The 24,855-nt window shown below is 57.3% G+C and carries 24 protein-coding genes and 2 pseudogenes; 10 read left to right on the top strand and 16 right to left on the bottom strand.

The annotated features are described in order from the left end of the window. On the top strand, positions 1–1,158 hold the full coding sequence (locus RYC18_RS02590; RefSeq protein WP_005734681.1) for a phospholipase D-like domain-containing protein: 1,158 nt from the start codon (positions 1–3) through the stop codon (positions 1,156–1,158). A gap of 41 nt (positions 1,159–1,199) precedes the next feature. On the opposite strand, the gene RYC18_RS02595 is transcribed toward RYC18_RS02590, so the two are convergent. The 6 genes from RYC18_RS02595 to RYC18_RS02620 all read right to left on the bottom strand — a co-directional run bounded on the left by RYC18_RS02595 (position 1,200) and on the right by RYC18_RS02620 (position 5,828). Then, the gene (locus RYC18_RS02595) at positions 1,200–1,433 is read right to left on the bottom strand and encodes a DUF6124 family protein (RefSeq protein WP_002554991.1); all 234 of its coding nucleotides are present in this window, start codon (positions 1,431–1,433) and stop codon (positions 1,200–1,202) included. A 568-nt stretch (positions 1,434–2,001) separates the two neighbouring features. Then, entirely contained in the window at positions 2,002–2,442 is a 441-nt protein-coding gene (locus tag RYC18_RS02600) for a type VI secretion system amidase immunity protein Tai4 (RefSeq protein WP_057404439.1), read from the bottom strand. A 28-nt stretch (positions 2,443–2,470) separates the two neighbouring features. Beyond that, positions 2,471–2,905, bottom strand: a complete 435-nt coding sequence (locus tag RYC18_RS02605) for a type VI secretion system amidase immunity protein Tai4 (RefSeq protein WP_117140077.1) — start codon at positions 2,903–2,905, stop codon at positions 2,471–2,473. Next, on the bottom strand, positions 2,905–3,405 hold the full coding sequence (locus RYC18_RS02610; RefSeq protein WP_316882796.1) for a type VI secretion system amidase effector protein Tae4: 501 nt from the start codon (positions 3,403–3,405) through the stop codon (positions 2,905–2,907). The genes RYC18_RS02605 and RYC18_RS02610 overlap by 1 nt, the downstream gene beginning before the upstream one ends. Positions 3,406–3,455: 50 nt before the next feature. Then, a complete protein-coding gene (locus RYC18_RS02615) occupies positions 3,456–3,944 on the bottom strand; it encodes an Hcp family type VI secretion system effector (RefSeq protein ID WP_002554988.1) in 489 nt (162 codons plus the stop codon). Between the two features lie 360 nt (positions 3,945–4,304). Beyond that, positions 4,305–5,828 (bottom strand): fumarate hydratase, encoded by a 1,524-nt coding sequence (locus tag RYC18_RS02620; RefSeq protein ID WP_002554987.1) that lies wholly within the window; start codon positions 5,826–5,828, stop codon positions 4,305–4,307. 179 nt (positions 5,829–6,007) lie between these two features. Between RYC18_RS02620 and RYC18_RS02625 the strand changes: the two genes are divergently transcribed. Continuing rightward, positions 6,008–6,946, top strand: a complete 939-nt coding sequence (locus RYC18_RS02625; protein WP_316882804.1) for an iron-sulfur-binding ferredoxin reductase — start codon at positions 6,008–6,010, stop codon at positions 6,944–6,946. 119 nt (positions 6,947–7,065) lie between these two features. On the opposite strand, the gene pyk is transcribed toward RYC18_RS02625, so the two are convergent. Next, positions 7,066–8,517: a pyruvate kinase gene (gene pyk / locus RYC18_RS02630; RefSeq protein WP_002554985.1), complete on the bottom strand. Its 1,452-nt coding sequence runs from the start codon at positions 8,515–8,517 to the stop codon at positions 7,066–7,068. A 176-nt stretch (positions 8,518–8,693) separates the two neighbouring features. Between pyk and RYC18_RS02635 the strand changes: the two genes are divergently transcribed. Next, positions 8,694–9,089, top strand: coding sequence for a tetratricopeptide repeat protein (locus tag RYC18_RS02635; RefSeq protein WP_002554984.1), 396 nt, complete (start codon positions 8,694–8,696; stop codon positions 9,087–9,089). Positions 9,090–9,282: 193 nt separating this feature from the next. Beyond that, positions 9,283–9,642 (top strand): PilZ domain-containing protein, encoded by a 360-nt coding sequence (locus tag RYC18_RS02640; RefSeq protein WP_005745539.1) that lies wholly within the window; start codon positions 9,283–9,285, stop codon positions 9,640–9,642. A gap of 28 nt (positions 9,643–9,670) precedes the next feature. On the opposite strand, the gene RYC18_RS02645 is transcribed toward RYC18_RS02640, so the two are convergent. Both RYC18_RS02645 and RYC18_RS02650 read right to left on the bottom strand, forming a co-directional pair. Then, positions 9,671–11,014, bottom strand: coding sequence for a DUF58 domain-containing protein (locus RYC18_RS02645; protein ID WP_316882818.1), 1,344 nt, complete (start codon positions 11,012–11,014; stop codon positions 9,671–9,673). Then, the gene (locus RYC18_RS02650; protein WP_005779058.1) at positions 11,011–12,114 is read right to left on the bottom strand and encodes an AAA family ATPase; all 1,104 of its coding nucleotides are present in this window, start codon (positions 12,112–12,114) and stop codon (positions 11,011–11,013) included. Before RYC18_RS02650 ends, RYC18_RS02645 begins: the two co-directional genes overlap by 4 nt. A 293-nt stretch (positions 12,115–12,407) precedes the next feature. On the opposite strand from RYC18_RS02650, the pseudogene RYC18_RS02655 reads away from it, so the two are divergent. The 3 genes and pseudogenes from RYC18_RS02655 to RYC18_RS02665 all read left to right on the top strand — a co-directional run. Next, a pseudogene (locus RYC18_RS02655) lies at positions 12,408–12,680 on the top strand (haloacid dehalogenase); the annotation flags it as partial. Then, positions 12,668–12,802 (top strand): annotated as a pseudogene (locus RYC18_RS02660) (D-amino-acid oxidase); the annotation flags it as partial. The pseudogenes RYC18_RS02655 and RYC18_RS02660, both read left to right, overlap by 13 nt. A 531-nt stretch (positions 12,803–13,333) precedes the next feature. After that, positions 13,334–14,719: a GntP family permease gene (locus RYC18_RS02665; RefSeq protein ID WP_002554979.1), complete on the top strand. Its 1,386-nt coding sequence runs from the start codon at positions 13,334–13,336 to the stop codon at positions 14,717–14,719. A gap of 120 nt (positions 14,720–14,839) precedes the next feature. Here RYC18_RS02665 and RYC18_RS02670 read toward each other — a convergent pair whose 3' ends face one another. Genes RYC18_RS02670 through RYC18_RS02685 form a run of 4 tightly spaced genes read right to left on the bottom strand, consistent with a single transcriptional unit; the run spans position 14,840 to position 19,332 of the window. Beyond that, positions 14,840–16,057, bottom strand: a complete 1,218-nt coding sequence (locus tag RYC18_RS02670; protein WP_005745550.1) for a DUF4350 domain-containing protein — start codon at positions 16,055–16,057, stop codon at positions 14,840–14,842. Beyond that, a complete protein-coding gene (locus tag RYC18_RS02675) occupies positions 16,054–17,643 on the bottom strand; it encodes a DUF4129 domain-containing protein (protein WP_005745551.1) in 1,590 nt (529 codons plus the stop codon). Before RYC18_RS02675 ends, RYC18_RS02670 begins: the two co-directional genes overlap by 4 nt. Next, a complete protein-coding gene (locus RYC18_RS02680; RefSeq protein ID WP_005745552.1) occupies positions 17,630–18,610 on the bottom strand; it encodes a stage II sporulation protein M in 981 nt (326 codons plus the stop codon). The genes RYC18_RS02675 and RYC18_RS02680 overlap by 14 nt, the downstream gene beginning before the upstream one ends. Next, on the bottom strand, positions 18,607–19,332 hold the full coding sequence (locus tag RYC18_RS02685) for an RDD family protein (protein WP_002554974.1): 726 nt from the start codon (positions 19,330–19,332) through the stop codon (positions 18,607–18,609). The genes RYC18_RS02680 and RYC18_RS02685 overlap by 4 nt, the downstream gene beginning before the upstream one ends. A 179-nt stretch (positions 19,333–19,511) precedes the next feature. On the opposite strand from RYC18_RS02685, the gene sbcB reads away from it, so the two are divergent. Continuing rightward, positions 19,512–20,942, top strand: coding sequence for an exodeoxyribonuclease I (sbcB, locus tag RYC18_RS02690; protein ID WP_004658864.1), 1,431 nt, complete (start codon positions 19,512–19,514; stop codon positions 20,940–20,942). Positions 20,943–21,012: 70 nt separating this feature from the next. Here sbcB and mvaT read toward each other — a convergent pair whose 3' ends face one another. After that, the gene (gene mvaT / locus RYC18_RS02695; protein WP_002554971.1) at positions 21,013–21,393 is read right to left on the bottom strand and encodes a histone-like nucleoid-structuring protein MvaT; all 381 of its coding nucleotides are present in this window, start codon (positions 21,391–21,393) and stop codon (positions 21,013–21,015) included. A gap of 357 nt (positions 21,394–21,750) precedes the next feature. Between mvaT and purU the strand changes: the two genes are divergently transcribed. Then, positions 21,751–22,602: a formyltetrahydrofolate deformylase gene (gene purU / locus RYC18_RS02700; RefSeq protein ID WP_003363851.1), complete on the top strand. Its 852-nt coding sequence runs from the start codon at positions 21,751–21,753 to the stop codon at positions 22,600–22,602. Positions 22,603–22,680: 78 nt separating this feature from the next. Then, the gene (locus tag RYC18_RS02705) at positions 22,681–22,881 is read left to right on the top strand and encodes a hypothetical protein (RefSeq protein ID WP_005779067.1); all 201 of its coding nucleotides are present in this window, start codon (positions 22,681–22,683) and stop codon (positions 22,879–22,881) included. A gap of 49 nt (positions 22,882–22,930) precedes the next feature. Here the strand turns inward: RYC18_RS02705 and RYC18_RS02710 are convergent, their stop codons facing one another. Together RYC18_RS02710 and RYC18_RS02715 are read right to left on the bottom strand one after the other, a co-directional pair. Continuing rightward, complete coding sequence (locus RYC18_RS02710; RefSeq protein WP_002554968.1) at positions 22,931–24,403, bottom strand: inorganic phosphate transporter; 1,473 nt, start codon at positions 24,401–24,403, stop codon at positions 22,931–22,933. Between the two features lie 205 nt (positions 24,404–24,608). Next, the gene (locus RYC18_RS02715) at positions 24,609–24,806 is read right to left on the bottom strand and encodes a hypothetical protein (RefSeq protein ID WP_002554967.1); all 198 of its coding nucleotides are present in this window, start codon (positions 24,804–24,806) and stop codon (positions 24,609–24,611) included. Positions 24,807–24,855: the final 49 nt, after the last annotated feature.

Here is a 24,855-nt window from a genome sequence, read left to right on the forward strand (position 1 = left end):
ATGAACGGTGCGATTTTCCCGTGGCGTGAAAACAACCGCTTTCAATTGCTGATTGACGGTCCTGCGTTCTTCCCGCGCATGATTGCAGCCATTGACCGGGCCGAGCAGCAGGTTGACCTGGAGCTGTATCTGGTCGAAGCCGGGGCCTGCGCCGATGCCATCGTGCGGGCGCTGGTCGAGGCGGGCAGGCGTGGTGTGATCGTGCGCTGCCTGTTCGACGACTTCGGTTCTAAAGCCTTCGACGCCGGCCTGCGCAAGCAACTGACCGATGCCGGTGTGATTCTGCGTTTCTACAACCCTATTCACTGGCGACGCGGCGTGCGCAACTTCTACCGCGACCATCGCAAATTGCTGGTGGTCGACAAGACGCTGGCGGTGGTCGGCGGTACGGGTGTAACCGATGAATTCTGGGAGCCAGACAAGGATGTCAGCCAATGGCACGAAGTGATGGTGGAAATCACCGGGCCGCTGGTTCTTGACTGGCAAGCGTTGTTCAACCGGCAGTTTCACGCCAATGCCCGACGTTTCGCCTGGCGCCCGAAAGAAAACTTTGGTCTGGATCATCTGCCCACCGCTCCGGTAGCCGGTGAAGGCCTTGGCCGTGTGGCGTACGCCGACTCTCGCCAGCACCGCGACATTCTGCAATCGCTGGTGCGCACGCTGAACACCGGGCAAAAGCGCATCTGGCTGGCAACCCCCTACTTTCTACCCACCTGGAAAGTTCGCCGCGCCTTGCGCAGGGCAGCCTCGCGCGGCGTCGATGTACGTTTGCTGCTGACCGGGCCACGCACCGATCACCCGTCCGTACGCTACGCCGGTCACCGTTACTACCCGCGCTTGCTGCGGGCCGGGGTCAAGGTCTTCGAATACCAGCCGTGTTTTCTGCACTTGAAAATGGTCCTGATCGACGACTGGGTGAGCATCGGCTCGTGCAACTTCGACCACTGGAACCTGCGCTTCAACCTTGAAGCCAACCTCGAAGCCCTCGACCCAGGGCTGACCCGCGATGTGGTCGCCAGCTTCGAAAAAGACTTCGCCCTGAGCGCCGAAACCACACTGGCAGACTGGAAGGCCAGACCACTGTGGCGACGCGTCAAACAGCGCTTGTGGGGGTGGATCGACCGGCTGGTGGTGAACCTGCTGGATCAGCGTAATTGAGGTGTACGCGGGGCCGAGCGTGGCCCCGGGTTGTCATCTGGTCAAACGATGCATTCCAGTGAGCGGTCAACCATGGCTTTGGCCATCTCGGCCATGTGCAATACCGAAAACGCCAGATCACGGCTGGTGCCCTGAGTGCTGTCGCCGGACTCATAGGCCGTCGTGATGATGCAGCGCAGCAGATCCGAAGCGTAGTTGAGCGCTTCTTCCTGGCTGACGGATGCGTTGACGGTGAACAGGGCGGTGGGCGGGTCGGGGACGATTTTATGGGGCATGTTTGCAACTCCAGCAGAACTTGGGGGGAGCCGTCACTAATCGCTACCAAACGATAAGGTGGCGGCCGTGTGCAAGTTGGTAGACCGGCTGCTGGCACCCGGTGCATCCGAAGACGCCATGCGCACGGCCACCATAAAGACGAGACGAAAAGGATCGCCTCGCAGAGGTGGCACATTGCGCCAGCAAAAGCAGGTCTACCAAACCTGATCGCTGATTGGGCAGCGACCGTTGAAGGCTAGAGACCTGAACAGCCAAGCGCAAGAGGCCGGGATTTTCTCGGAAATTTCCTTCAAATGGAAGGGAGGTGTCCTGCGGTTAATTCTTACAAGAGTTATCGAAAAAGTTTTTCTGAGGATGTTCGCCGTATAGGCGGGGAAGTGACTGGCGCTGTTTATCAGTATTTCAGCAAGCAGTACATCACCGAGGGGAGACGTTAAAAAGCTATCGGATTACATTGAGTCAGCATGATGTGTCTCCGCCCTACAGATAATGTGCGGCGTAGAGTGCTTGCAATGAAAATAGCCTGTGCAGCGTTTGCCGGACAGGCTTGTTGCATGAAGAGAGTAGTTAAGGCTTTTTGATATTCTGCATGTAGGTCTGATTCGGGTGAGTCACGACCTTTTTCGTCAACGCGTCCAGTTCCTTGCTGTGATACATGTCCAGGCATTTCAGCAGGTCGAATTTTATTCCCTTTATCTGGGATTCGGCCAAAGGGTTTGTGTAGTCTCTGGCGAGGTATTTTTCAACCAATGCCTTGACCGCAAGGGGGCTTTTTTCCATGTCATAGTAGGTCCAGTCACGCATCGCGCTGACACTACTGCCCGCGTCAATGCCGACGTTCACATCATATTTATAAGCGGTGGTTATGCAGGTGGCGAGTGCCATGTCCTTGTAGTTTTTTTCAAAGGTTCTGTACATTCCTTCAGGCGATGAGGTGGGGGTGTAGGCGAAGCTGTTGGATGTTGTTAAGACCAGAGATGCTGTTAGGGCCGTAAGACATGATTTCATTCTACGAACCTCCCTGTGAATATGGATGTTATTTGTAGTCCTGCATGTAGGTGTGTGTTGGATTTACGACAGTTTTTTTTGTCAAGGCATTCAGCTCCTTGCTGTGGTAAAGGTCCAAGCACTTTAAAAGGTCAAATTTCACACCCTTTATCTCGGACTCGGTTAAGGGGTTCGTATAATCTCTGGCCAGATACTTGCTTACGAGCGCTCGAATTCCATCGGGTCCTACTTCCCAGTCGTAATTTGCCCAGTCCTCAATGGCGGTGACGCTACTTCCAGCATCAATTCCGACCTTTACGTCAGAGGCGTAAGCGTTTGCTATACAGGTAGCAAGGACCAGGTCCTTGAAGTTTTGTTCATAGCTTCGGTGCATGCCCTCTGGTGATGAGGATTTTGTATGTGCGAAGCTCTCGGTTGCCAAGAGTGCGAGACAGACTGTGATGGCTGTGACAATGAGCTTCATTAAACTAAGCTCCAGAAATTTGCCATATCCGTACGGTAGTTAACGTCGGGCTCGTTAAAGTAGCAATGGTCATAGCAAATGTCACCGTCAAATAACGTTGCATGGCCTTTTGCGTCTGTCCAACCCGATATTTCAAATAATATAACTCCTTTTTTTCTTGCAAGCGCTCCGCCGTCAGAGGGCGGGTATTTGACGACCTCAGGCTTGCCCCAGTGCGTTTCCAAAAAGCTTTTCAGGTTCGATACACGGAAAAAGTACTGATGCTGATCTGCGCCGGAGACTGTCTGTTTAGCTATCTTAGGTATTTTCAATCCTGAGTAGTTCAGGATGTAACTTAATCGCACAGCACAGGTGTTCCTCCACTTTGTCGAAGGATCAGGATTATTTATATCCTTCGCCACAAGCCCCCCAATCACCTCTGCCACTCGTTTTTCCGGTGCCACCGGATCATAAATATGTTGCGAAGCCGCCCACGCAGCAGTAAAAAATGGCCGTGCCATAGTCTTTCCCTGATCGTTCTGTAAGGTTCAATGCATGAGCGTTTAAAAAATCAGGAATAGACCTTGTTGTTGATACGGTTCCAGCCACCCGAGACATTTCCTCCACCGGCACCATCCGATCTTTTTTGCTGTGTGTAGGTGGTTTTTATTTTCCCGTAATTCAAGCTGATCGTTTCACTGGGTATGCCATCGTTGGCATGCTGGGTGTAGTTGGAAATGATGACTTCTTCCAGCAGCACTTCAAAGTATTTGACCTTTTCTCCGCCTGCACGATGCAGTGACAAAACAACTTCTTTCAGGTGTCTGCCCGCGCACAAGGTTTCCATGAGCTTGCAGCTCGATTTGTCCAGTGATTTGGTGAACGAGAAATCACTCAAGGAAGTCCTTCCGGACGATGCACCACCGGAAGAACTCGCCGTGGCGGAAGTACTTTGATGCATGCCGAAGCCATACCCGGTGATCTCGATACAGTCCTTGTAGCGGTCATCCAGCGCTTCGCCTGGAATGCCTTCTATCTTGATATAGGCGTCAAAAGCCATTTTGAAATCTCCCTGTTTATCAGGCGGTATGCCTGAGAAGTACATTTATTTTTCATGCGCTCACTGGTTTACAGCCAGCAGAAGAATAATCTGTCTTTCAGGGAGAGAAAGGGGTATTGAACCTCTGGGGAGTAGCGAACTGTCTCGGTTTATTGTCTGAAATGTATTACGGACTGATCGCAGGGTGCGATGTATATTACCAGTGAGTCGTATTGTTTATCGGGGATAAGTTGCCTTGTTATATTGGCCACAGGCTGAACGGTCTATTCCGGATTGCACTGGAAGATCGCAGGGACAGTAAGTTAATCCGCATAAAAAACCCGGCTTGCGCCGGGTTTTTATTGTCTTGCAGATCAGAATTTACTGCACTTCCACCGCCAGACTGTCGCTGATCTTCTTCTGCCAGATCTGCGGGCCTGTGATGTGCACGGATTCGCCGGTGCTGTCTACGGCAACGGTAACCGGCATGTCCTTGACCTCGAACTCGTAGATCGCTTCCATACCCAGCTCGGCAAAAGCCACGACTCGGGATTTCTTGATCGCCTGAGCCACGAGGTATGCAGCGCCGCCGACGGCCATCAGGTACACGGCCTTGTGGTCACGGATCGCTTCGATGGCGGTCGGGCCGCGTTCGGATTTGCCGATCATGCCCAGCAGGCCGGTCTGGTCGAGGATCTGACGGGTGAACTTGTCCATCCGCGTGGCCGTGGTTGGGCCTGCCGGGCCAACGACTTCTTCGCGTACCGGATCAACCGGGCCGACGTAGTAGATGAAACGACCCTTGAGATCGACCGGCAGGCTTTCGCCCTTGTTGAGCATTTCGACCATGCGCTTGTGCGCGGCGTCGCGGCCGGTAAGCATCTTGCCGTTGAGCAGCACGGTTTCGCCCGGCTTCCAGCTTTGCACTTCTTCCGGGGTCAGGGTGTCGAGGTTGACTCGGCGGGCCGATGGGCCAGCTTCCCAGACGATTTCCGGGTAGGCGTCCAGCGACGGCGCTTCCAGCGAGGCAGGGCCGCTGCCGTCGAGTACGAAGTGCGCGTGGCGGGTGGCCGCGCAGTTAGGGATCATGCACACCGGCAGCGACGCAGCATGGGTCGGGTAGTCCATGATCTTGACGTCGAGCACGGTGGTCAGACCACCCAGGCCCTGAGCGCCGATGCCCAGCTGGTTGACCTTTTCGAACAGCTCCAGACGCATCTCTTCGATGCGGTTCTGCGGGCCACGGGCCTTCAGCTCATGAATGTCGATGGACTCCATCAACACTTCCTTGGCCATGACCGCTGCCTTTTCCGCGGTGCCGCCGATGCCGATGCCGAGCATGCCCGGTGGGCACCAGCCTGCGCCCATGGTCGGAACGGTTTTCAGGACCCAGTCGACGATCGAATCGGACGGGTTGAGCATCGCCATCTTCGATTTGTTTTCCGAACCGCCGCCTTTCGCCGCGACGTCCACTTCCACGGTATTACCTGGAACGATGGAGTAGTGGATAACAGCCGGGGTGTTGTCCTTGGTGTTTTTGCGAGCGCCTGCCGGATCGGCAAGGATCGAGGCCCGCAGCACGTTCTCAGGCAGGTTGTAAGCGCGACGCACGCCTTCGTTGATCATGTCGTCCAGGCCCATGGTGGCGCCGTCCCAGCGAACATCCATCCCCACGCGCACAAAAACCGTGACGATGCCGGTGTCCTGGCAGATCGGGCGGTGACCGGTCGCGCACATGCGCGAGTTGATCAGGATCTGGGCGATGGAGTCACGAGCGGCAGGCGACTCTTCACGCAGATACGCCTCGTGCATGGCCTGGATGAAATCCACGGGGTGGTAGTAGGAAATGAACTGCAGTGCGTCTGCAACGCTCTGAATCAGGTCGTCTTGCTTGATCACGGTCATGCGGCGCGCTCCTCTGTAAGGACGGGAACATTCAATTACGCTATCGGCGGCAGTCTGGAACTGCGGCTTGAACCAGAGCTGTCAGGTTAGCCGTAGCGGGCGCAAAAAGGCGCGGCAGTATAACCCGCCCGACAGGCCAGTCTGTACAATCGCCGTTATTTTCTGCACAGGCCGCCTGAATGCCTCAATTGCATGTTGGTGAGCGTAGCTGGTCGGTGGCATCGGCCAGCAATCTGCTCGACGCCCTGAACCATGCCGGTGTGCCGGTTCCCTATAGCTGTCGTGCCGGCAGTTGCCATGCGTGCCTGGTGCGCTGTGTCAAAGGCGAGCCTGAGGACGCGTTGCCCGACGCCTTGCCCGCTGAAAAGCGCCAGCAGGGTTGGCGGCTCGCCTGCCAGTGCCGAGTGGTCGGTGACCTGGCTGTCGAGGTGTTTGACCCGCAGCGTGACGGCCTGCCTGCGACAGTAGTGGGCTGCGACTGGCTCTGCCCGACCGTGCTGCGTTTGCGTCTGGAGCCTGCGCGACCTCTGCGCTATAGCGCCGGGCAACACCAGGTGTTGTGGACTGACAGCGGTGTCGCCCGGCCTTATTCGCTGGCGAGCCTTCCGGGCGAGGACCCGTTTCTGGAAGTTCATATCGACTGCCACCAGTCCGGGGCCTTCCGCGACGTCGCCCGACAGCTGCGGGTCGGTGACACGTTGAGGCTCGGCGAACTGCGCGGAGGGGCGCTGCGCTATGACCCTGACTGGCAGGAAAAACCTCTGCTCTTGCTGGCTGCCGGTACCGGGCTGGGCCCGTTGTGGGGCGTATTGCGTGAGGCGTTGCGTCAGGAGCATCAGGGCACCATCCGCTTGATTCATCTGGCCCATGACAGCCAGCAGCACTATCTGGCCAATGAGCTGCAAGCCCTGGCTGAGCGTTATCCACAGTTGCTTGTTCAACTGATTACCGTGCAGACGCTGGAGACGACCCTGGCCGAGCTGCGCCTGTTGTCGCGGCATGCGATGGCGTTGTTGTGTGGCAGTGCCGAGAGCGTGGAGATATTTGCCAAGCGGCTGTATCTGGCAGGTCTGCCGCGTAATCAATTGCTGGCGGATGTGTTTGTGGCGCGGGAATAAGGTGCATGTTAGTCACAGCTCTCGTTCGGCACGATTAATCACAAAGATTCGTCAGGCATACACAATGCAAAAGGCCCCGACTCTTGCGAGACGGGGCCTTGGCTTGCAGCGTTCTGCTATCAGACCAATGGGTCGCCGACGTGCAGAATCTTCATGCCGTTGGTGCCACCGATGGTGTGGTAGCTGTCGCCCTTGGTGAGGATGACCCAGTCACCTTGCTCGACCAGACCACGCTTGAGCAGTTCGTCGACTGCGGCCTGGCTGACCTGACCCGGTGGCAGGGCTGCCGGGTCGAACGGCACGGTGTAGACGCCACGGAACATCGCTGCACGCGCTTGAGTACCACGGTGCGGAGAGAACGCGTAGATCGGCACCGAGGAGCGGATGCGCGACATGATCAGCGGGGTATAGCCGCTTTCGGTCAGTGCGATGATCGCCTTCACACCCGGGAAGTGGTTGGCGGTGTACATGGCCGCCAGCGCGATGCTTTCGTCACAACGGGTGAACGAGTGGCCGATACGGTGGCTGGAAGTCTTGCCGGTCGGGTGCTTTTCAGCGCCGATGCAGATACGCGCCATCGCCTGAACCGCTTCGATCGGGTAGGAGCCTGCAGCACTTTCCGCCGACAGCATGACGGCGTCGGTGTAGTCGAGCACGGCGTTGGCCACGTCGGACACTTCGGCACGCGTCGGCATCGGGCTTGAGATCATCGACTCCATCATCTGCGTGGCGACGATCACCGCCTTGTTGTGGCGACGTGCGTGCAGGATGATGCGTTTCTGTACGCCAACCAGCTCGGCATCACCGATTTCAACGCCCAGGTCGCCACGCGCAACCATGACAGCGTCACTGGCGCGAATCAGCTCATCGAGCACTTCGTCGTTGGCAACGGCTTCGGCGCGTTCGATCTTGGCGACCAGCCAGGCTGTACCGCCGGATTCGTCGCGCAACTGGCGAGCGTATTCCATGTCGGCGGCATCGCGCGGGAAGGAAACGGCCAGGTAATCCAGGTCCATTTCGGCAGCGAGCTTGATGTCCTGCTTGTCTTTCTCGGTCAGTGCCGGAGCCGTCAGGCCACCGCCGCGACGGTTGATGCCCTTGTGATCGGACAGCGGACCGCCGATCAGCACGGTGCAATGCAGTTCGTCAGCCGTCTGGGTGTCGACGCGCATCACTACGCGACCGTCGTCGAGCAGCAGCTCGTCGCCTACGCCGCAATCCTTGACCAGATCCGGGTAGTCGATACCCACGATTTGCTGGTTGCCACTGGTCAGCGGATGAGCGGTGGAGAAGGTGAACTTGTCACCGACCTTCAGCTCGATTCGCTTGTCGGTGAACTTTGCGATACGGATTTTAGGACCCTGCAGGTCGCCCAGCAGAGCGACGAAGCGCCCGTGTCTGGCGGCGATTTCGCGGATCAGTTTGGCGCGTGCCTTGTGCTCATCCGGAGTACCGTGAGAGAAGTTCAGACGAGCAACGTCCAGACCCGAAAGGATCAGTTGTTCGATGACTTCCGGCGAGTTGCTGGCAGGGCCAAGTGTGGCGACGATTTTGGTGCGGCGAACGGTCATGCACAAACTCCTTAATTGAAGCGCAGCGAGAGGCTACTCCTGTCTGGGTCTTTAGTCATTGTTCCTTTGCACTACCGTGTTGCTCTCAGGGAGGGCAATCGGCTGACGGTCGGTGTGCGATTTACTTGAAGAAACAGGCTGTGACGCCGATACAGGGCAGAGAACAGGAGAGTCCCATGCGTATTGTAACGATTGTTGTATTACTGACTGCGCTCAGCGGTTGCACCCGCTGGGCGATGAATTCCAACCTCGATCACGCTTACCGTGCCTATCAGGAAGGTGATTGTGACCGGGTCATGCTGGATCTTTCCAAGGTCGAGCGTCAAAGCCGTTCGCGCCGTTATGTTCAGCCGGAAGTGTCGATGCTGCGTGGCCAGTGCCTGGAGCGGCAGAAACTGTATGTCGACGCTGCGCAGACCTATCAATTCCTGATGACTCAGTATCCAGAGAGCGAATACGCGTTCCGTGCACGGGCCAGGCTCGATACGCTCGCACAAACGGGTCTCTACCCCAAGGCTCAGCCTGCCAGGCCGATCCCTGCACCTGTTCGAAACGCTCCCGTATCAAAATAGTTACCCTCATTTGAATGGCAGGCGCCGTGTTCGGGTGGATTTTGAAAAATTCTGAGCTAGGCTGTGATCACATAGTGGACGAGCTGCAGAGCTCTAGGCCGAGGCGGTTATCGCGCAGTGCCTCGTTTTTGAAGTCCGCAGCCAGCGAACGGTGTTACGTGATCGCAACAGTGGTCTTAGAAGGCAGCCTGCCATGTATAAAGAGCGGAAAATAGAACGGCACCAATTGCAGGATTACCTGCAGGTCTTCAATCGTCATACTGGCAAGCTGATGGGGTGTTTGGGGAATGTGTCCGGGGAAGGGCTGATGCTGATCAGCGAACTGCCCGTTCTGGTAGGGGCCAGGTTCGATCTGTGTCTGAAAATGCCGAATGGCAATATCGGGCAATCAATAGATCTTAGCGCCAAGTGCCTCTGGAGCCACGAAGACGAGACGCCAGGGAGCTACGACTCCGGTTTCGAGTTGTCTCAGGTCTCGACAGAATACCTGGCGTTCGTCCAGCTCTTGCGGGAGTATTTCTGTTTCTACCCCTTTTATGAAGCCTCAGCCTGAGGCTGCTGGCTGACCCGCAAGGTTTCGCTTATAGCGTACCTGCCTTTTTCAAGCTCAGATAACGGCTGACCAGCTGCGGCCCCAGCTCCCTTGGTCGAGCATCCATTATTGCAATGCCTTGAGCGCTCAAGCGGTCGTGCAGCGAAGCGCGAGCGTTGAGGAAATTCAGGGTTCCGCAATAATCCAGCGCTTGATCATAGGTTTGTACGGGGGCCTGACGCAGACTGTCGAGCACTTCCTCCCTGAGGCTGGCAATCAGCACCCGGTGCTGCTTGCCAAGCTGTCTTGCAGCAGCCACCAGTTCCTCATCGTCTTCATCGCGCAGGTTGGTGATCAGTACCACCAGTGAACGTCTTTTATGGCGCACCATCAATTGGCGAACGGCGGCGCTGTAGTCAGCAGGGCGCCGGGTGGTCTGCAGGTCATAGACCGAGTTGAGCAACAGGTTGAGCTGCCCCGGCCCTTTTAGGGGGGCCAGATAGCGGTCCTGCTCACCCGCAAACGTCGCAAGGCCAACCGAGTCACCCTGACGCAGTGCGACATAACTCAATAGCAGGCAGGCATTGAGCGCGTGATCGAAGTGAGACAAATCACCGTCCTGGCTGCGCATTCGACGTCCGCAATCGAGCATGAAAACGATCTGTTGATCCCGCTCGTCCTGATACTCGCGAGCAATGGGGGAGCGCTGGCGGGCGGTAGCTTTCCAGTCTATCTGGCGCAAGCTGTCGCCTTCACGAAACTCGCGCAACTGATTGAATTCCATTCCTGCCCCGCGACGTTGCAACTGGCGCACCCCCAGTTGGCTCAGCCAGTTGTCCACCGCCAGCAGTTGCCCACCGTAAAGTCGGGCGAAGTCCGGGTAGACGCGGGTCGTGCTGTGTACCGGAAGATAGCGGCGTGCCGTCCACAGGCCCAAAGGCCCCGGCAGGCTGATTTCGCACTGCTCGAAGATGAAATGACCACGGCTCGAGGGGCGCAGACGGTAACCGATGCTGCCTTTGCCGCGCGCAGGCAGGATGATGGACTGCGGCAGGTTTTCATGTTCCAGGCCATGCGGCACATGATCGAACACCTGCATGGTGACTGGCTTGGCACCGTTGTGTTGCAGGTCGAGCCGCGCCTCGTTCCAGCGGTCCAGCGCCAGGCTGCCCGCAAGCTCGCGCTGCACGCGTGGCGAGGGACGCCTGAACAGCCAGAATGCATCAAGCAGGCTGACACCCGCGAATGCCAGCAACGCTGCCCAATAAAACTCGTCGATTTTTGCCGGATACTCGATGCCCAGCGCATGGAGCGTTCCTGTCAGTAATGCAACGCACATGAACCCACCGAGCCAGCGCAGCATCGGAACCGACGGTTTCAGAACCTGATTCACAGGCGCGGTGCCGAGACCTGATCAAGGATCTGCCGAAGCACCTGATCCACTGAAAGGCCCTCGATGTCCAGCTCCGGTGACAGCCTGACCCTGTGTCGCAACACAGCCAGCGCGCAGCCCTTGATATCGTCCGGAGTAACGAACTCACCGCCGCGCAACAATGCTCTGGCCCGCCCGCCACGCACCAGTGCAATTGAAGCGCGCGGCCCTGCGCCCTGGCTAAGACCTGGCCAGGTGCGCGTACTGCGCGCCACGCGTACTGCGTAGTCCAGCACCTGTTCATCAATGGGCAGCTCGCTGGCAATGCGTTGCAGCGCCTGAACCTCTCGAGCCTGCATGATGACCCGCAGCGGTCGCACATCCAGCATGTCGGCACGGGTCGAGCGGGTGACCTGGCGCACCATGTTCAGCTCTTCCAGCGCTTCGGGATAGTCCATGCGCAGCTTGAGCATGAAACGATCCAGTTCGGCTTCCGGCAGTGGGTAAGTGCCTTCCTGTTCGATAGGGTTCTGGGTTGCCAACACCATGAACGGCTGCGGGATGGGCAGCGCCCTACCTTCGAGGGTTACTTGCCGCTCCTGCATGGCTTCGAGCAGCGCGGCCTGCGTCTTGGCCGGTGCCCTGTTTATTTCGTCGGCCAGCAGCAGGTTGGTGAACAGCGGCCCCTTGCGCAGCTTGAACTGCTCGGTCTGCATGTCGTACACAGCATGGCCGGTGACATCGCTGGGCATCAGGTCCGGCGTAAATTGAATGCGCGCGAACTCACAGCCTATGCAACTGGCAAGCGCCCGGACCAGCAACGTCTTACCCAGCCCCGGTACGCCTTCCAGCAGCACATGCCCGCCGCCGATCAGGGCGGTCAGCACGTCCTCGATCACCGCGTTTTGGCCAATCACAGCCTTTTGCAACTCGTTACGCAACGCCTGAGCCAGCTGGCTGGCGCGTTGCCGCTGCTGCAACTGAGTGCTCGCGGCGCTCGTCGGGCTGGCCGGTTCGATGGAAGGCTCGATAAAGGGCCCGGTGCTGCCTGATGTTTCGGGCGTTTGATCGCTCGCGACTTCTGGAGCGTCACTAACTTTTATATTAGATTTATCGTCCATAAATCAATTACTTACCTGATTTGGCTTTTTCGTAATTTTTGTGCGCAGCGACTGAATGTTTTTTCTCTTGCCGAGCATTATTTCCATGGTAACCGCTCAGGGCATGCGGCGTATTGGTGCATGCCATTCAATTGCACTGACATAGCTGCCGTCTGCACCAAAGATAGATATCTGCGCAAGGATGCCTTTTCTGTCTGAAAGGCAGGTGCGTTTGCGTGCCTGTTAGGTAAAGACAGCAATCGACCAGGATCGGGCACTCACAGGCAGTGCCCCTCCGGCTTTATTCAGGAGTAGCGCCGTTCCACAAAGTGTTCACCGCTCAACAGGCTCAAGCCTGTAAACCGCGCCTGGCAGCGTTTGAGTTCATGCTCGATAGCCTTGGCTGCGCACCTGAAGATGTGCTGCACGTATCTTCAAGCTTCCGTTATGACTTGATGTCGGCCCATGACATGAAAATCAAGCACAAAGCCTTCGTCGCCCGCGGCCATGAGCAGCCGGCGGATGTCGCCTTCGGCTACCACCAGATCCCTGACATTGGCGGATTGCCAGAATTGGTCGGTCTTTAAGCCCCGGCGCGGGTCACTTGATTGCCGATATTGTCAGCGTCGCACCCCCGATCGTTGATCCGCGACCGTATCACCCGGGCCGATTCCGGAAATCAGCCTGGAGTAAAGTGGCGGACTTCTGATCGACTGCATTGCTCCGCAGATTAGCTGGCGTCCCTGAACACAGCTTGCATCTGCCCTCTGTCTGCAGTTACGACCTGATCTTGCTTATGAAAGAAGATCAGTCTTGACAAGTTTTTGTCATTGGGGAAATACTTTGCTGCGATTCATATATATGACTATATAACAAGGCGAATAGGTCAATGAATGCTCTGTCCAACGATGCCCGTTTGCCGCTGTACCAACGTCTTCATGACCCGTTGGCCCAGCAGATTGCAACCAATCACTGGCACCCTGGCCCGTGACTACGCCGACACCCCGCTAGAGTGGCGTCGCTCTCATGCCTATTTCCATGTTGACCTCCTGACTGAACTACCTGACAGCAGTGACATGGCAGCAGGTCGCGAAGTGTTTGCCTTTCCTGAAACGGGTGTTGCACGTGAAGGCACCCATACGCTGTCTGGTTTTTTGCGTGCTCCGTCGAGCGTTACGTCTCGAACCGGTTTTTCAAATGCTGAGTGCAGCCTCAGCGCCAGCCCAACTGAGATATTTTCATGACTACCTTAGATATACAGCTTCTAATGACCGCGCTTGTCAGCGTCGTGGTATTGGTGGCACTGATCGTGTCGCGCCTCAAGATGCACCCGCTTTTGGCCCTGATGGTAGTTTCTGTGGGTGTGGGCTTTGCTACCCAAATGCAGCCAGAAAGTATCGTCGCTCACTTGATCGCCGGTGCCGGAAAGACACTAGGGGCCGTTGGGATTGTGATCGCGCTTGGCGCGATGCTAGGCAAAATCCTGGCTGATGCTGGCGTCACGGAGCAGCTGGCCGAGGTCATCCTCAAGCGCACCCCGGATCGCCTGATACCTTGGGCAATGATGATGGTTGCGTTTGTCGTTGGCATACCCATGTTTTTCGAGGTGGGTTTGGTGATTATGCTGCCGCTGATATTCAGTGTGGCGCGAAAGCTGGAAAGCCAGGCTCGCTTCAAAGGCTCGGCGTATGTGTATGTGGGTGTTCCAGTGATTTCGGCGCTCGCCGCTATGCATGGCATGGTACCGCCGCACCCTGGCCCGTTGACGGCCATCGCTGCACTCAAAACCTCAGTGGGGCCCACAATGCTCTACGGCTTTCTCGCGGCTATTCCAGCAATGATTTTGGGCGGTCCACTTTATGGCGCGTTCATTTCGAAGCGCATGAGCACCAGGCCTGATCAGGCATTACTTGATCAGTTCACTCTGGCCGAAAAAACCGACAATCAACCCCGTCCCGGCGTTTTGCTCGGCGTACTGGCAGCCTTGCTACCGGCGATCCTGATGCTGATCAATGCCGTCGCCGAGATGGTGCTACCAAAGGGCAATGCGATCCTGCAAATGGCCAGTTTCGTGGGCAACCCTTTGATATCCATGCTATTAGGCGTGCTTTTCGCCGGCGCAAGCCTGGTACTGGCGCGCGGTGGCGACGCCGAAAAGGTGCGTGATTCACTGGGTAAAAGCCTCAAGCCTATCGCCTCCATCATCATGATCATCGCAGGAGGCGGGGCATTTCAGGAGATGCTAACCAGTGCCAAGGTAGGCGATGCTATCGTGCACCTGACCCAGCAGTCTGCCTTCCCTCCGTTAATCCTGGGTTGGCTGATTGCGATGTTACTCTCGGTCTCTACTGGCTCCGCAACTGTGGGTATCGTAGGGGCTGCAGGCCTGTTGGCACCGCTTGCGGGTGCTGATCCCACCCTCAACTTGCCCTTGCTGGCATTGTCAATCGGCTGCGGTTCGCTGTTTTTCAACTATGCGAATCATGCAGGCTTCTGGATGGTGAAGGAGTCCTTTGGCATGACAATGGGGGAGGCGACGAAGACTATCTCGGTGGTTCAATCCATTGTGGCGGTGGTCGGATTGGTTGTGGTGTTGATCTTGAATGCGGTTATTACAGTAAGTTGAGTCGGGATTCATTCGCAGCGCCGAAGCCTGCCCAAATGAGGTATCCAACACTACGTACCCATGAGCTTCTAAAGGTTTGATTTCAATATCGCAGATATCCAACGATTCGCCAGTGCAGGATCATAGGGCATTCCTGAGCGTTTGCAGGTGGGCTACCTGACGGGTGAATTCGCTGTGTGAGACGCGTTGCGGCGGGCGAGGGCGCAGGGCGTCGCTGATGGCGCTGGTGGGCTGTCGGGTCAGGCGCGAAAGCACCTGCCATTGTTCTGCGACAGCCAGCCGCTCGAAGCCTGGATGAAGCTGGCGGGCGCGGCGCAGGATGTCTTGTTGCAGGCTCTTTATCAGCGTTTGTTGCCCGCTGCGTCTGCGCAGGAATTCGGCGCTGGCACGCAGGTGCTCGGTCAGTTGGCGACGTGCAAGGGGGGCGGGCCGTCGCATCGGGCCTTCGCGCAAGCCGATGTGCCAGAGGCCCAGGCCAATCAGCAACGCCAGCGTCAGCAGTGCCTGAGGGTAGTTGCGCAGCAGCAGGGTCAGCAGGTTGTCGTGTTCGGTTTGCAGCACGAGGGTCACTTCACTGCCCTGGGTCAGATACCAGAGCAGCCAGGCATTGTCATAGTTGCCGATCGAGCGGGTTTTCCACAGGTTGGCGTCAGTCACAATCGTGATCAATCCGTTACCACGGTTTATTTGCAGCAGGTGTGTGGCATCGGCGCTGTTGGCCCACGACTGTGCATGGTCTTGCGGGTCTTCCAGATGGAACGCAGGATCGAAGCTCATGTATGCCGGGGCACTTTCGTTTTCCAGATACAGGCGGGTCAGTTCCGGCCAAGGCTCTTTTTTGCGTTTTGGCGAGGGGGTTATCAACGGGATGGGCAGCGGCGGCTGAGCGTCGCTCAGCTGTTGTTCCTGCGCATTGATGGCCGTGGTGAGGTACTGATGAACCTGCAACCTGTCCAGCAACAGATCGCCGCTGCGACCTTTTTTCTCATTCCAGAGTTGCTCGGCCACCAATAGCAGGTGCCCGCCCGCTTCGGCCCAGTTCAGCAGCCGTTCGGTTTGTGCAGGTGTCATTTCTTCCCGGTCATTGAGCAATAGCAGCGTCTGGGTACTTTGACTCGGGTCGGGAAGTCGGGCCAGCGTGTCAGTGGTGTTTACCGGGATAGAGAGGCCACGCAGGAAGTATTCGGCCGCAAGCCAGGGATTGGCCTTTGCCTGTGGCGAGGGGCCCTGATCCACGGTTTTCTCGTAGCGCTCCAGGTGACGGCTCAGGTAAAGCCCTGCGCCTGCCAGCAGTAAAAGGGCCAGTAGCCCGATCAGTATTCCGCTACGGCGGCTCATGCCTGCACCGACGAGTTGAACAGGCGACGCCAGCCATCGCAGAGTTGCTGCCGGGCATGGGCCGGTGGCAGTCGATGTCCGTAGGCAAGGTTCTGCCAGTGCATGGTCAGGTCATGACTGAATTCACTGAGCAGCGGCTGGTTCAGCGCAGCGATGTGCGCCAATACCTGAGCTTCGGTATCGGCGCTTTTCAACGGCAGTCGATAGTCGTTCAGCAAGCGACTGAGCAGTGCGCGGTACAACAGGCTGAGGGCTTCACGAGGCTGACTGCTCCAGAGCTGTTCGGCCCGGCCAGCGACATCGTCAGGCAGGCTTTCGGCATTCACTTGCAGGCCCAGTAGCTGCCGGGGAGCCGGGCGGGCGGTTTTTGTTCTGCCGGGCGCCCTGCTTGCAAAGGTCTTGAGCCAGTCTCTGTAATACCAGAGCACCAGCCCGGTCAGGCCGATAACCACGCCCCAGAGCAGCAATTCAATCAGGCTGGCCAAGGCGCTTGCGGCCCGAAGAAGCCCATTGAGCCAGGTAATCAGCCAGCCCTGATCGTGCGTGTCCCGAACCACTGACTGGCTTTTCTGTTGTTCAGGGAAGTGCCAGCCTGTCTCAATTTTGGGGTTCTTGAAGGGCGGCTGTTGCAGGATGCTGTGTATTTCGCTACGTGCCGCTTCGCTGGTCAGTGTCTGGCGGGTCAGGCGCGGCGTGTCCGGTGCAGCTAGGGAGGTGGGCGGTTCTGTCGCGCTGCTATCGGGCAGCGGGCAGCTGTAGCTCTGTTGTTCGGCCCAGACCGTGGCCGGTGCCGTCGAAAGCACCAGTCCGACACCGATCAACACTACATAGGCGCTGCCGATCAGGCGCTGACGCAGGCGTCTGAAAACCAGCTCTATATCCCACGCCTCAAGGACCGTACGGCGATTGAGGTACAGGGTGAAGCCGCACGCAACGTAGATGGGTTCCCAGAGTACCAACGCCAGTGCATAGAAGAGGTTGGTCAGGTGGTCGATCCATAGCCACTGGTTTTCAACTTCGAGCAGACTCATCCAGTGCCAGTCGATCTGGATCTGCTGCGGAATAAACGCGTAAAGCAGGATCAGCAGACCTATCCACAATGAGTATTCCAGGTGTGCGCCGACGATGGTAAGCAGCCGTGCGGCGCGCAGGTCTTTCTGGCTGAGCAGGCTGATACGCAGGTCGCGTTCCGTGCCTGCCAGATGCTCCAGTTGCTGCACCGGTAACTGAAAGCTGCGACTCAGGCTGAGTCTTCGCCATAACAGGCTTGGCAACAGCTGGCTTTTCAAAGTGGCGGGCCACGCCTTGAGGGCTTGCCCGGGCGTCGGCGTTGCCCCGAACAGTGACTGCGACAGGATGAGCAGCGGCAAGCGTTCGAACGCAGGCTTGAGCCACCAGAACAGCAGAATGGCGGCCGTGGGATAGTCCCATAGCAGTGCGCTGAGCAGGCAGAAAACGGGCAGGGTGACGATTGCCCAACTGCTCATCAGCAGACCGCGGTGACGACCCGCGAGCAGCACGCCCAGGTCGATGGCTTCCCAAGGAGATCGAGGACGTATGGCGACGTTTGACTCAGTCAGGCGCATGGGGGGTACGTCCTGCGAGGGTCAGATACGCGGCGACCAGCAACCATAGGGCGGCACCTGCAAGGTACTTGAGCAGCGGTCCGGGCCAGGTCATCGATGACCAGTAAGCCTCAATGAATGCCGCAATAAGCAGGAACAGAATGACCCCGCCGATCAGTTGCACACTGGTCCTGGCCGCAACACGCAGCGCGGTACTGCGCGTCAGTCTTCCTGGGGCCAGCAAAGCCCATCCCAGCTTCAGACCCGCCGCCCCGGCCAGGGCGATGGCGGTCAGCTCGAAAGCACCGTGACCGATGACGAATGTCCAGAATGTCTGCCCAAAGCCTATGTCGGTCAGATGACCGGCAATTGCGCCTGTCATCAACCCATTGAACAGCAGAAAAAACAGGCTGCCCAGCCCGAACAGCAAACCGCTGGCGTAGGTTTGAAAGGCAATACCGATATTGTTCATGATGTAGTAGCCGAACATCATCCAGTCTGCGTCGGAGGCTCTTTCGGCGGGTTGTCCGATCCGGCTGGCCGATGGGTCATACATGCTCTGCATGTCGGCCAGTTGCTCAGGACTGACGATGCTGTAGATCAGTTGCGGAAAACCGTAGACCAACAACCCCATGCCGATCAGGCTGCCGAAGAACAACAGGCTGGCGACCAGGACGAAACGCCACTCGGCGCGCACCAGTCGCGGAAAACCTCCGAGTACAAAGCCCAGCAGACGAGCGCCCATCGCGCTGCGGTGGCGGTAAAGTTGTTGGTGGCCGCGCATGGCCAGTTGATGCAGGGGGTCGACCAGGTGGCTGCTGTAGCCACGCTCCTGTGCCAGCGCCAGGTGGTGGCAGACGCGTCGATAATCACCGGGGAATGTTTCGCAGGCATTGACATCGGCCTTGCCGTTTTCCAGCGCATCAAGGCGCTGACCAAAACGTTGCCACTCATCTTTATGGCGGGTTTCAAAGAGGCTCTGCTTCATTTCGGCCCCAGCAGGTTGCGGGCGATGCCGTTTACATGAGCGACCGCCTGATCAGCGGGGATGTGCAAGGGTTCAGCAAGAATTGCGGCCAGCTCCCGGGTGCGGGCAATGGACAGTTCACCTTGTCGTTCCGCCAGACCGAGCACTGCCCGTTGTTCGTCCAGATGCAGGGCGAACGGCACAATCACCGGTTCTGCCTCTGGCAGGGTGGGGCGCGTTACAGGCTGGTCGCTATAGATAACCAGCGTCCCGGCTGCGAGATCACCCAGCCGTTTGAACAATGGATGGCTCAGACAACTGATTGCACCTAGCCCGTAGCCCAGCGGGAGCATGTCGACGAAACGCAGCAGGTTGCGTATCAACGACGCGGACCAGTCTATCGGTGTGCCGTCATCGTGCACCACCCGCAGGCCGAGGACCCGCTTTCCGGGAGTGCGCCCCTGACTCAGCACTTCAAACAGCACCATGTACCACCAGTTGACCAGAAAAAACACGATGGCGGCCAGGCCCATGCCGAGCTTGTCAAACCACTGCAAGAGTAAAAAGAACACGCCGATAACGGCTGCGCGAATGGCGAAGTCGATTCCGAACGCCAATGCGCGGGAAACAAGTCCGGCAGGGCGAAGAACCATATCGATGCCTTCCGGCGTCTCGATTTCAATGCGGGTGTCCAGTGGCGTGGGCAGCGCTGCATTCCTTGGCGAAGCGGGAAGGGATGACATTGTCGGAGGACGCGCCTGAAAACGAAAACTGATGCTAGCTATCGCAGCGGAGCTAAGCAACCGACCATTCAAGACGCGGGCTGTAAGAAAACATTTCCCGGTACGCCGGATATTACCCGATTAGGCAATGACACCTGTCACGCCCTACACTTCGCGGGTCTTTTGTTCAGGATCAGCCCGTGACTTCCAGCATTTTCTGGTACGACTACGAAACCACCGGCATCAACCCGCGCAATGACCGTGCGCTGCAGATGGCCGGCATCCGCACCGATACCGAACTCAATGAAATCGCGCCGCCGGTCAATCTTCATTGCCAGCTAAGTGACGACATTCTGCCCCATCCCGTTGCCTGTATGATTACCGGAATAACGCCGGCCACGCTGGCGGAAAAAGGCTTGTGCGAGGCGGATTTCATGACCCGCGTACATGCCGAACTATCTGCGCCAGGGACATGTGGTGCGGGTTACAACACCTTGCGTTTTGACGATGAAGTCACGCGTTACAGTTTTTACCGCAACTTCTTCGACCCTTATGCACGCGAGTGGCAGGGCGGTAACAGCCGCTGGGATCTGATTGATGTCGTGCGCGCGGCCTATGCATTACGCCCCGACGGCATTGTCTGGCCCGAACAGGACGGTCGCGTCACACTCAAGCTGGAACGACTGACTGCTGCCAACGGTATTGATCATGGACAGGCGCATGATGCGTTATCCGACGTGCGTGCAACTATTGCCCTGGCGCGCCTGATTCGTGAAAAACAGCCGAAGCTTTATGACTACCTGTTCGCATTACGCAGTAAACAGAAAGTCCAGGAGCAGGTTCGTCTGATGCAGCCACTGGTGCATATATCGGGACGTTTTTCTGCGGCACGCAATTACCTTGGCGTGGTGCTTCCGCTGGCATGGCACCCGCATAACCGCAACGCGCTGATCGTCTGTGACCTGCACCTTGACCCTTCACCGTTGTTGCAAGACGACGCTGAAATACTCAAGCAGCGTTTATATACCCGGCATGAAGCGCTGGGGGAAGGCGAATTGCCGGTGCCGCTCAAATTACTGCATATAAACCGTTGCCCGGTGATAGCCCCCCTGGGGGTGCTACGCAGCGAAGATCAGCAGCGGCTGCAACTGGACATGGCGGGCTACCAGGCACGCGCAACGCAGTTGAGTGAAAGCCGGGAAGTTTGGCAGGATAAACTGAGCGTCCTTTATGGCAAGGAAGATTTTGCTGCAAGTGAGGATCCAGAACAGCAGTTATATGACGGTTTTATTGGTGACCGTGATCGTCGACTGTGCGAGCAAGTTCGGCAAGCCGAGCCCGAACAACTGGCACGTGACGCGTGGCCGTTTGATGACGCCCGCTTGCCTGAATTGTTATTCAGGTACCGCGCTCGTAACTTTCCTGACACCTTGAGCAGTGAAGAGCAACAGCGGTGGCAGGACTTCTGTCAGCAGCGGCTGAGCGACCCGGAACGGGGGGCGCCCAATACCCTGAAGGACTTTGCGACTGCGCTGGCTGAATGCTCTCTTAGTGCCGCGCCAGAGCAGTTGGAGGTATTGCGCCAATGGCAGGATTACGCGCAGGCGCTGAGTAAACGTCTGGGTGTATAAATAACGGACAATAAAAAACGCCAGCAGGCTGGCGTTTTTGCAATCGCAATGAAGCGCGACCGTTTGAAGCTTAGCCCAGCAGAGTGGCCCAGCTTTCGACGTCGTCGCTGCCCCACTTGGCTTTCCACTCTTTCAATGTCTTGTGGTTGCCACCTTTGGTTTCGATGACTTCACCGTTGTGCGGGTTCTTGTATTGCTTGACCTTGCGGGCGCGTTTGGTACCGGCAGGTTTAACAGCGCCGCCACGGGGGGCTTTGTTTACCTTGGCATCCGGATCCAGCAGGGCAATGATGTCACGCAGCGACTTTTGATATTCGCCCATCAGCGTACGCAGCTTGCCTTCGAATTCCAGCTCGGTTTGCAGTTTGTCGTCTTGCGACAGGTTCTTCAAACGGGCTTGCAGTTCTTTGATGGCTTCTTCTGTGGCGCGGTATTCGTTGATCAGGGACATGAGGAGACCTTATGTTGTGTAGGTTGCAGGGATACAGTGGGGCAATAATAGTCACTGTAAATGAGCAAGTAAACATTAAATAAAAGTTTTATTTGAATTATTTAGCAATATACACGCGTCCTACAGACGTCTGAACTAGGCAAGCGCCGAGCCCCCTTCAAAAGATCCTCGCTATAAAGCCCTTCTTTATATAGGTCTTGTTAGGCGTCGCGGGTGGTAAAAGTCGATACTGGCACGGTGCAATCTTTTGCCTGGGCGGTGTCCTTTTCTGCCTGCACATTCAGGCAGCAAAGATACTGCAGTTTTGCTGCGCAGCCGCTAGAATAGCGGCTTTGCGAAGTTCTGGAGTTTCCCCCAATGCGCACTTTTCGTCTGGTGATTGCTTGCCCGGACCGTGTAGGCATCGTTGCCAAAGTCAGTAACTTTCTGGCGTCCCATAACGGCTGGATCACCGAAGCGAGTCATCATTCGGACAATCTCAGCGGCTGGTTTTTCATGCGTCACGAGATACGTGCCGACACCCTGCCTTTTGACCTGGACGGGTTCCGTGAAGCGTTCACGCCGATCGCGGAAGAGTTTTCGATGGACTGGCGCATCACCGACTCGGCGCAGAAGAAGCGCGTCGTGCTCATGGCAAGCCGCGAATCGCACTGTCTGGCCGACCTGCTGCACCGTTGGCACAGCGACGAACTCGACTGTGACATAGCCTGTGTGATTTCAAACCATCAGGACCTGCGCAGCATGGTCGAGTGGCATGACATTCCTTATTACCATGTCCCGGTGGACCCGAAAGACAAGGAGCCTGCATTTGCCGAAGTTTCGCGTCTTGTCGGGCATCATCAGGCGGACGTTGTGGTCCTTGCGCGTTACATGCAAATTCTGCCGCCACAGCTGTGCCGTGAATATGCCCATCAGGTGATCAACATTCACCACAGCTTCCTGCCATCCTTCGTCGGCGCCAAGCCTTATCATCAGGCGTCGTTGCGTGGCGTCAAGCTGATTGGCGCGACCTGTCACTATGTGACCGAAGAGCTCGATGCCGGCCCGATCATCGAGCAGGATGTGGTGCGCGTCAGCCATCGCGACAGCATCGAAAACATGGTGCGCTTCGGTCGCGACGTGGAAAAGATGGTATTGGCCCGCGGCCTGCGCGCTCATCTGGAAGACCGTGTTCTGGTACACGACAACAAGACAGTCGTCTTCGACTGATCTATCTTTTCGGGAGTGCGCCTGTCGCGCTCCCGACCTGGCTCGTCGGCAATGGTGCAACGCTCAGGGTGACAGCCAATGACCGATCCTTTCGAAAAAGCCACATCCACCGCTCCCGCCACGCTTGGCGAGGGCTGTCTCAGCCGCTATGACCCCGCTGCCCTGACTCCGGAAAACGGTGCCGATTTCGACGGTGCAGCAGCGCTATGGCGTGAGTTGCAGCAATCGGAAATGCCCGCTGAAAGGCTTGTCGAGAAAGGTGCGGAGGGAGAGGGGTGAATCAAGCCCTTCAGGCAGTGCAAGGCTGCACCACCTGAAGGGCTCTGAGTCAGGACAGTGCCTTGGAGGCCAGCCAGAACAGCGCTGCGGACAAGGCGACCGTTGCAGGCAGGGTCAGCACCCAGGCCAGCAGGATGGTGCGAACCGTTCCGCCTTGCAGGCCGCTCTTGTTGGCGACCATGGTCCCGGCAACGCCTGATGACAGGATGTGGGTGGTGGAAACCGGCAGACTGAACACGTTAGCCAGGCCGATTGCGCAGGCGGTGGTGATTTGCGCCGACATGCCCTGTGCGTAAGTCATGCCTTGCTTGCCGATCTTCTCGCCGATCGTCAGTACTACGCGTTTCCAGCCAACCATGGTACCGATGCCCAGTGCCAGTGCGACCGCCAGAATTACCCAGAACGGTGCGTATTCTGTGGTGGTGGTCAGGTCTTTGCGAAGTTTCTCCAGATCGGACTTTTCACGCGCTGACAGGTCTGGAAGTTTGCCGACCTTGCGGGCCGTGTCGTCCAGGCACAAGAGATAGCGGCGCACTTCGATACGGCTTTCAGGGGCCAGCGAGTGGTAGTCGGAAACGCCTTTGAGGCGGTCGAGCAACGCGTCGATGGTGGGTTCGGTCTGCTTCGGATTACAGGCAGAGCTGGACGGCAAGTCGCCTTTTTCAGCCTTGCCCATGGCCAGATATTCGCCCAGCGTGCTGCTGTTGCGTTGATAAAACTGGCTCAGATGCTGGGTCGCATCGCGGGTACGTTCGATCTGGTAGGTCGTGCTGGTCAGGTCCAGTACAAACTGGCTGGGCACGATGCCGATCAACACCAGCATGATCAGGCCGATGCCTTTCTGGCCGTCGTTCGAACCATGTACGAAGCTGACCGCCATTGCGGAAATGACCAGCACCAGGCGGTTCCAGAATGGCGGGTGCTTTTTGTCGTCCAGCTTGCGACGCTGGTCCGGGGTTTTATGCATCTTCGACTGCGGGCGCCACCATTTCAGCGCAACCAGCACCAGGCCTGCAACGATGAAGCCGGCCAGCGGCGAGAACACCAGCGAAGCGCCAATGTCGATCGCTTTCTGCCAGTTGACGCCGTCGGCCAACGGAATGCCGTTGATCAGTGCATTGGCCAGACCGACACCGAGTATCGAACCGATCAAGGTGTGCGAGCTGGAGGCCGGGATGCCGAAGTACCAGGTACCGAGGTTCCAGGTAATGGCCGCCGCCAGCAGCGAGAACACCATGGCCAGGCCATGTCCGGTGTTGACGTTGATGAGCAGTTCGACCGGCAGCAGATGGACGATTGCGTAGGCAACACCCACACCGCCCAGCAGCACGCCGAGGAAGTTGAATACACCAGAGAAGAACACGGCCAGATGAGGCGGCATGGCTTTGGTGTAAATGACTGTCGCCACCGCGTTGGCGGTGTCATGAAAGCCGTTGATGAACTCGAAGGTGAGGACAAAAGCCAGGGCGAGCAAAAGGCTCACAAGCACCCAGGCATCAAGCCCGCTGAATAAATCGATCATGTAGGTTTTCTGACCGGGTCTGAAGGGGGCGCGATTATGACAGAAAAAATACCGAACGACTTGTCGTCACTGCGAGGTGTCGCCTCAAACCAAAAAAAAGACGCATGAGCGCCGCCCCGTTGAATACTCAATGAGGCTGTGAGGCGTTTAGTTCCGGGGGCTGGAAGGCAGAGATGAGCGGTCGGGGATCATGAGACCCGCGATGTCACGGCTCTTCTTTCAGGCCTTCTTCCATTTTTTGCAATTCTTGCTTGAACGCCTGGTCCAGCAGGCTGGCTCTTTTGCGCCAAGGCTTGCGTTCCGGTTCCGGTTGCGCGGCGTAGGTGGTGATTTCACCGCCGTAGACATCCTTGTAACGTTGTTCCTGGCGCTCAAGTTCCGCGCGCAGTTCATCTTTAGTCACTGTAATACCTGATCGAGTCGATTGAGTTCTGGTGATGACGCAAAACAAT

This window comes from Pseudomonas syringae group sp. 247E2 (assembly GCF_032587795.1).
GTDB classification, from domain to species: Bacteria; Pseudomonadota; Gammaproteobacteria; order Pseudomonadales; family Pseudomonadaceae; genus Aquipseudomonas; species Aquipseudomonas amygdali.

Bases quoted from the DNA above. Each gene is read 5' to 3' on its own strand.
- RYC18_RS02590 (WP_005734681.1), top strand. From the start codon at position 1: ATGAACGGTGCGATTTTCCCGTGGCGTGAAAACAACCGCTTTCAATTG.
- RYC18_RS02595 (WP_002554991.1), bottom strand. From the start codon at position 1,433: ATGCCCCATAAAATCGTCCCCGACCCGCCCACCGCCCTGTTCACCGTC.
- RYC18_RS02600 (WP_057404439.1), bottom strand. From the start codon at position 2,442: ATGAAATCATGTCTTACGGCCCTAACAGCATCTCTGGTCTTAACAACA.
- RYC18_RS02605 (WP_117140077.1), bottom strand. From the start codon at position 2,905: ATGAAGCTCATTGTCACAGCCATCACAGTCTGTCTCGCACTCTTGGCA.
- RYC18_RS02610 (WP_316882796.1), bottom strand. From the start codon at position 3,405: ATGGCACGGCCATTTTTTACTGCTGCGTGGGCGGCTTCGCAACATATT.
- RYC18_RS02615 (WP_002554988.1), bottom strand. From the start codon at position 3,944: ATGGCTTTTGACGCCTATATCAAGATAGAAGGCATTCCAGGCGAAGCG.
- RYC18_RS02620 (WP_002554987.1), bottom strand. From the start codon at position 5,828: ATGACCGTGATCAAGCAAGACGACCTGATTCAGAGCGTTGCAGACGCA.
- RYC18_RS02625 (WP_316882804.1), top strand. From the start codon at position 6,008: ATGCCTCAATTGCATGTTGGTGAGCGTAGCTGGTCGGTGGCATCGGCC.
- pyk (WP_002554985.1), bottom strand. From the start codon at position 8,517: ATGACCGTTCGCCGCACCAAAATCGTCGCCACACTTGGCCCTGCCAGC.
- RYC18_RS02635 (WP_002554984.1), top strand. From the start codon at position 8,694: ATGCGTATTGTAACGATTGTTGTATTACTGACTGCGCTCAGCGGTTGC.
- RYC18_RS02640 (WP_005745539.1), top strand. From the start codon at position 9,283: ATGTATAAAGAGCGGAAAATAGAACGGCACCAATTGCAGGATTACCTG.
- RYC18_RS02650 (WP_005779058.1), bottom strand. From the start codon at position 12,114: ATGGACGATAAATCTAATATAAAAGTTAGTGACGCTCCAGAAGTCGCG.
- RYC18_RS02665 (WP_002554979.1), top strand. From the start codon at position 13,334: ATGACTACCTTAGATATACAGCTTCTAATGACCGCGCTTGTCAGCGTC.
- RYC18_RS02670 (WP_005745550.1), bottom strand. From the start codon at position 16,057: ATGAGCCGCCGTAGCGGAATACTGATCGGGCTACTGGCCCTTTTACTG.
- RYC18_RS02675 (WP_005745551.1), bottom strand. From the start codon at position 17,643: ATGCGCCTGACTGAGTCAAACGTCGCCATACGTCCTCGATCTCCTTGG.
- RYC18_RS02680 (WP_005745552.1), bottom strand. From the start codon at position 18,610: ATGAAGCAGAGCCTCTTTGAAACCCGCCATAAAGATGAGTGGCAACGT.
- RYC18_RS02685 (WP_002554974.1), bottom strand. From the start codon at position 19,332: ATGTCATCCCTTCCCGCTTCGCCAAGGAATGCAGCGCTGCCCACGCCA.
- mvaT (WP_002554971.1), bottom strand. From the start codon at position 21,393: ATGTCCCTGATCAACGAATACCGCGCCACAGAAGAAGCCATCAAAGAA.
- purU (WP_003363851.1), top strand. From the start codon at position 21,751: ATGCGCACTTTTCGTCTGGTGATTGCTTGCCCGGACCGTGTAGGCATC.
- RYC18_RS02705 (WP_005779067.1), top strand. From the start codon at position 22,681: ATGACCGATCCTTTCGAAAAAGCCACATCCACCGCTCCCGCCACGCTT.
- RYC18_RS02710 (WP_002554968.1), bottom strand. From the start codon at position 24,403: ATGATCGATTTATTCAGCGGGCTTGATGCCTGGGTGCTTGTGAGCCTT.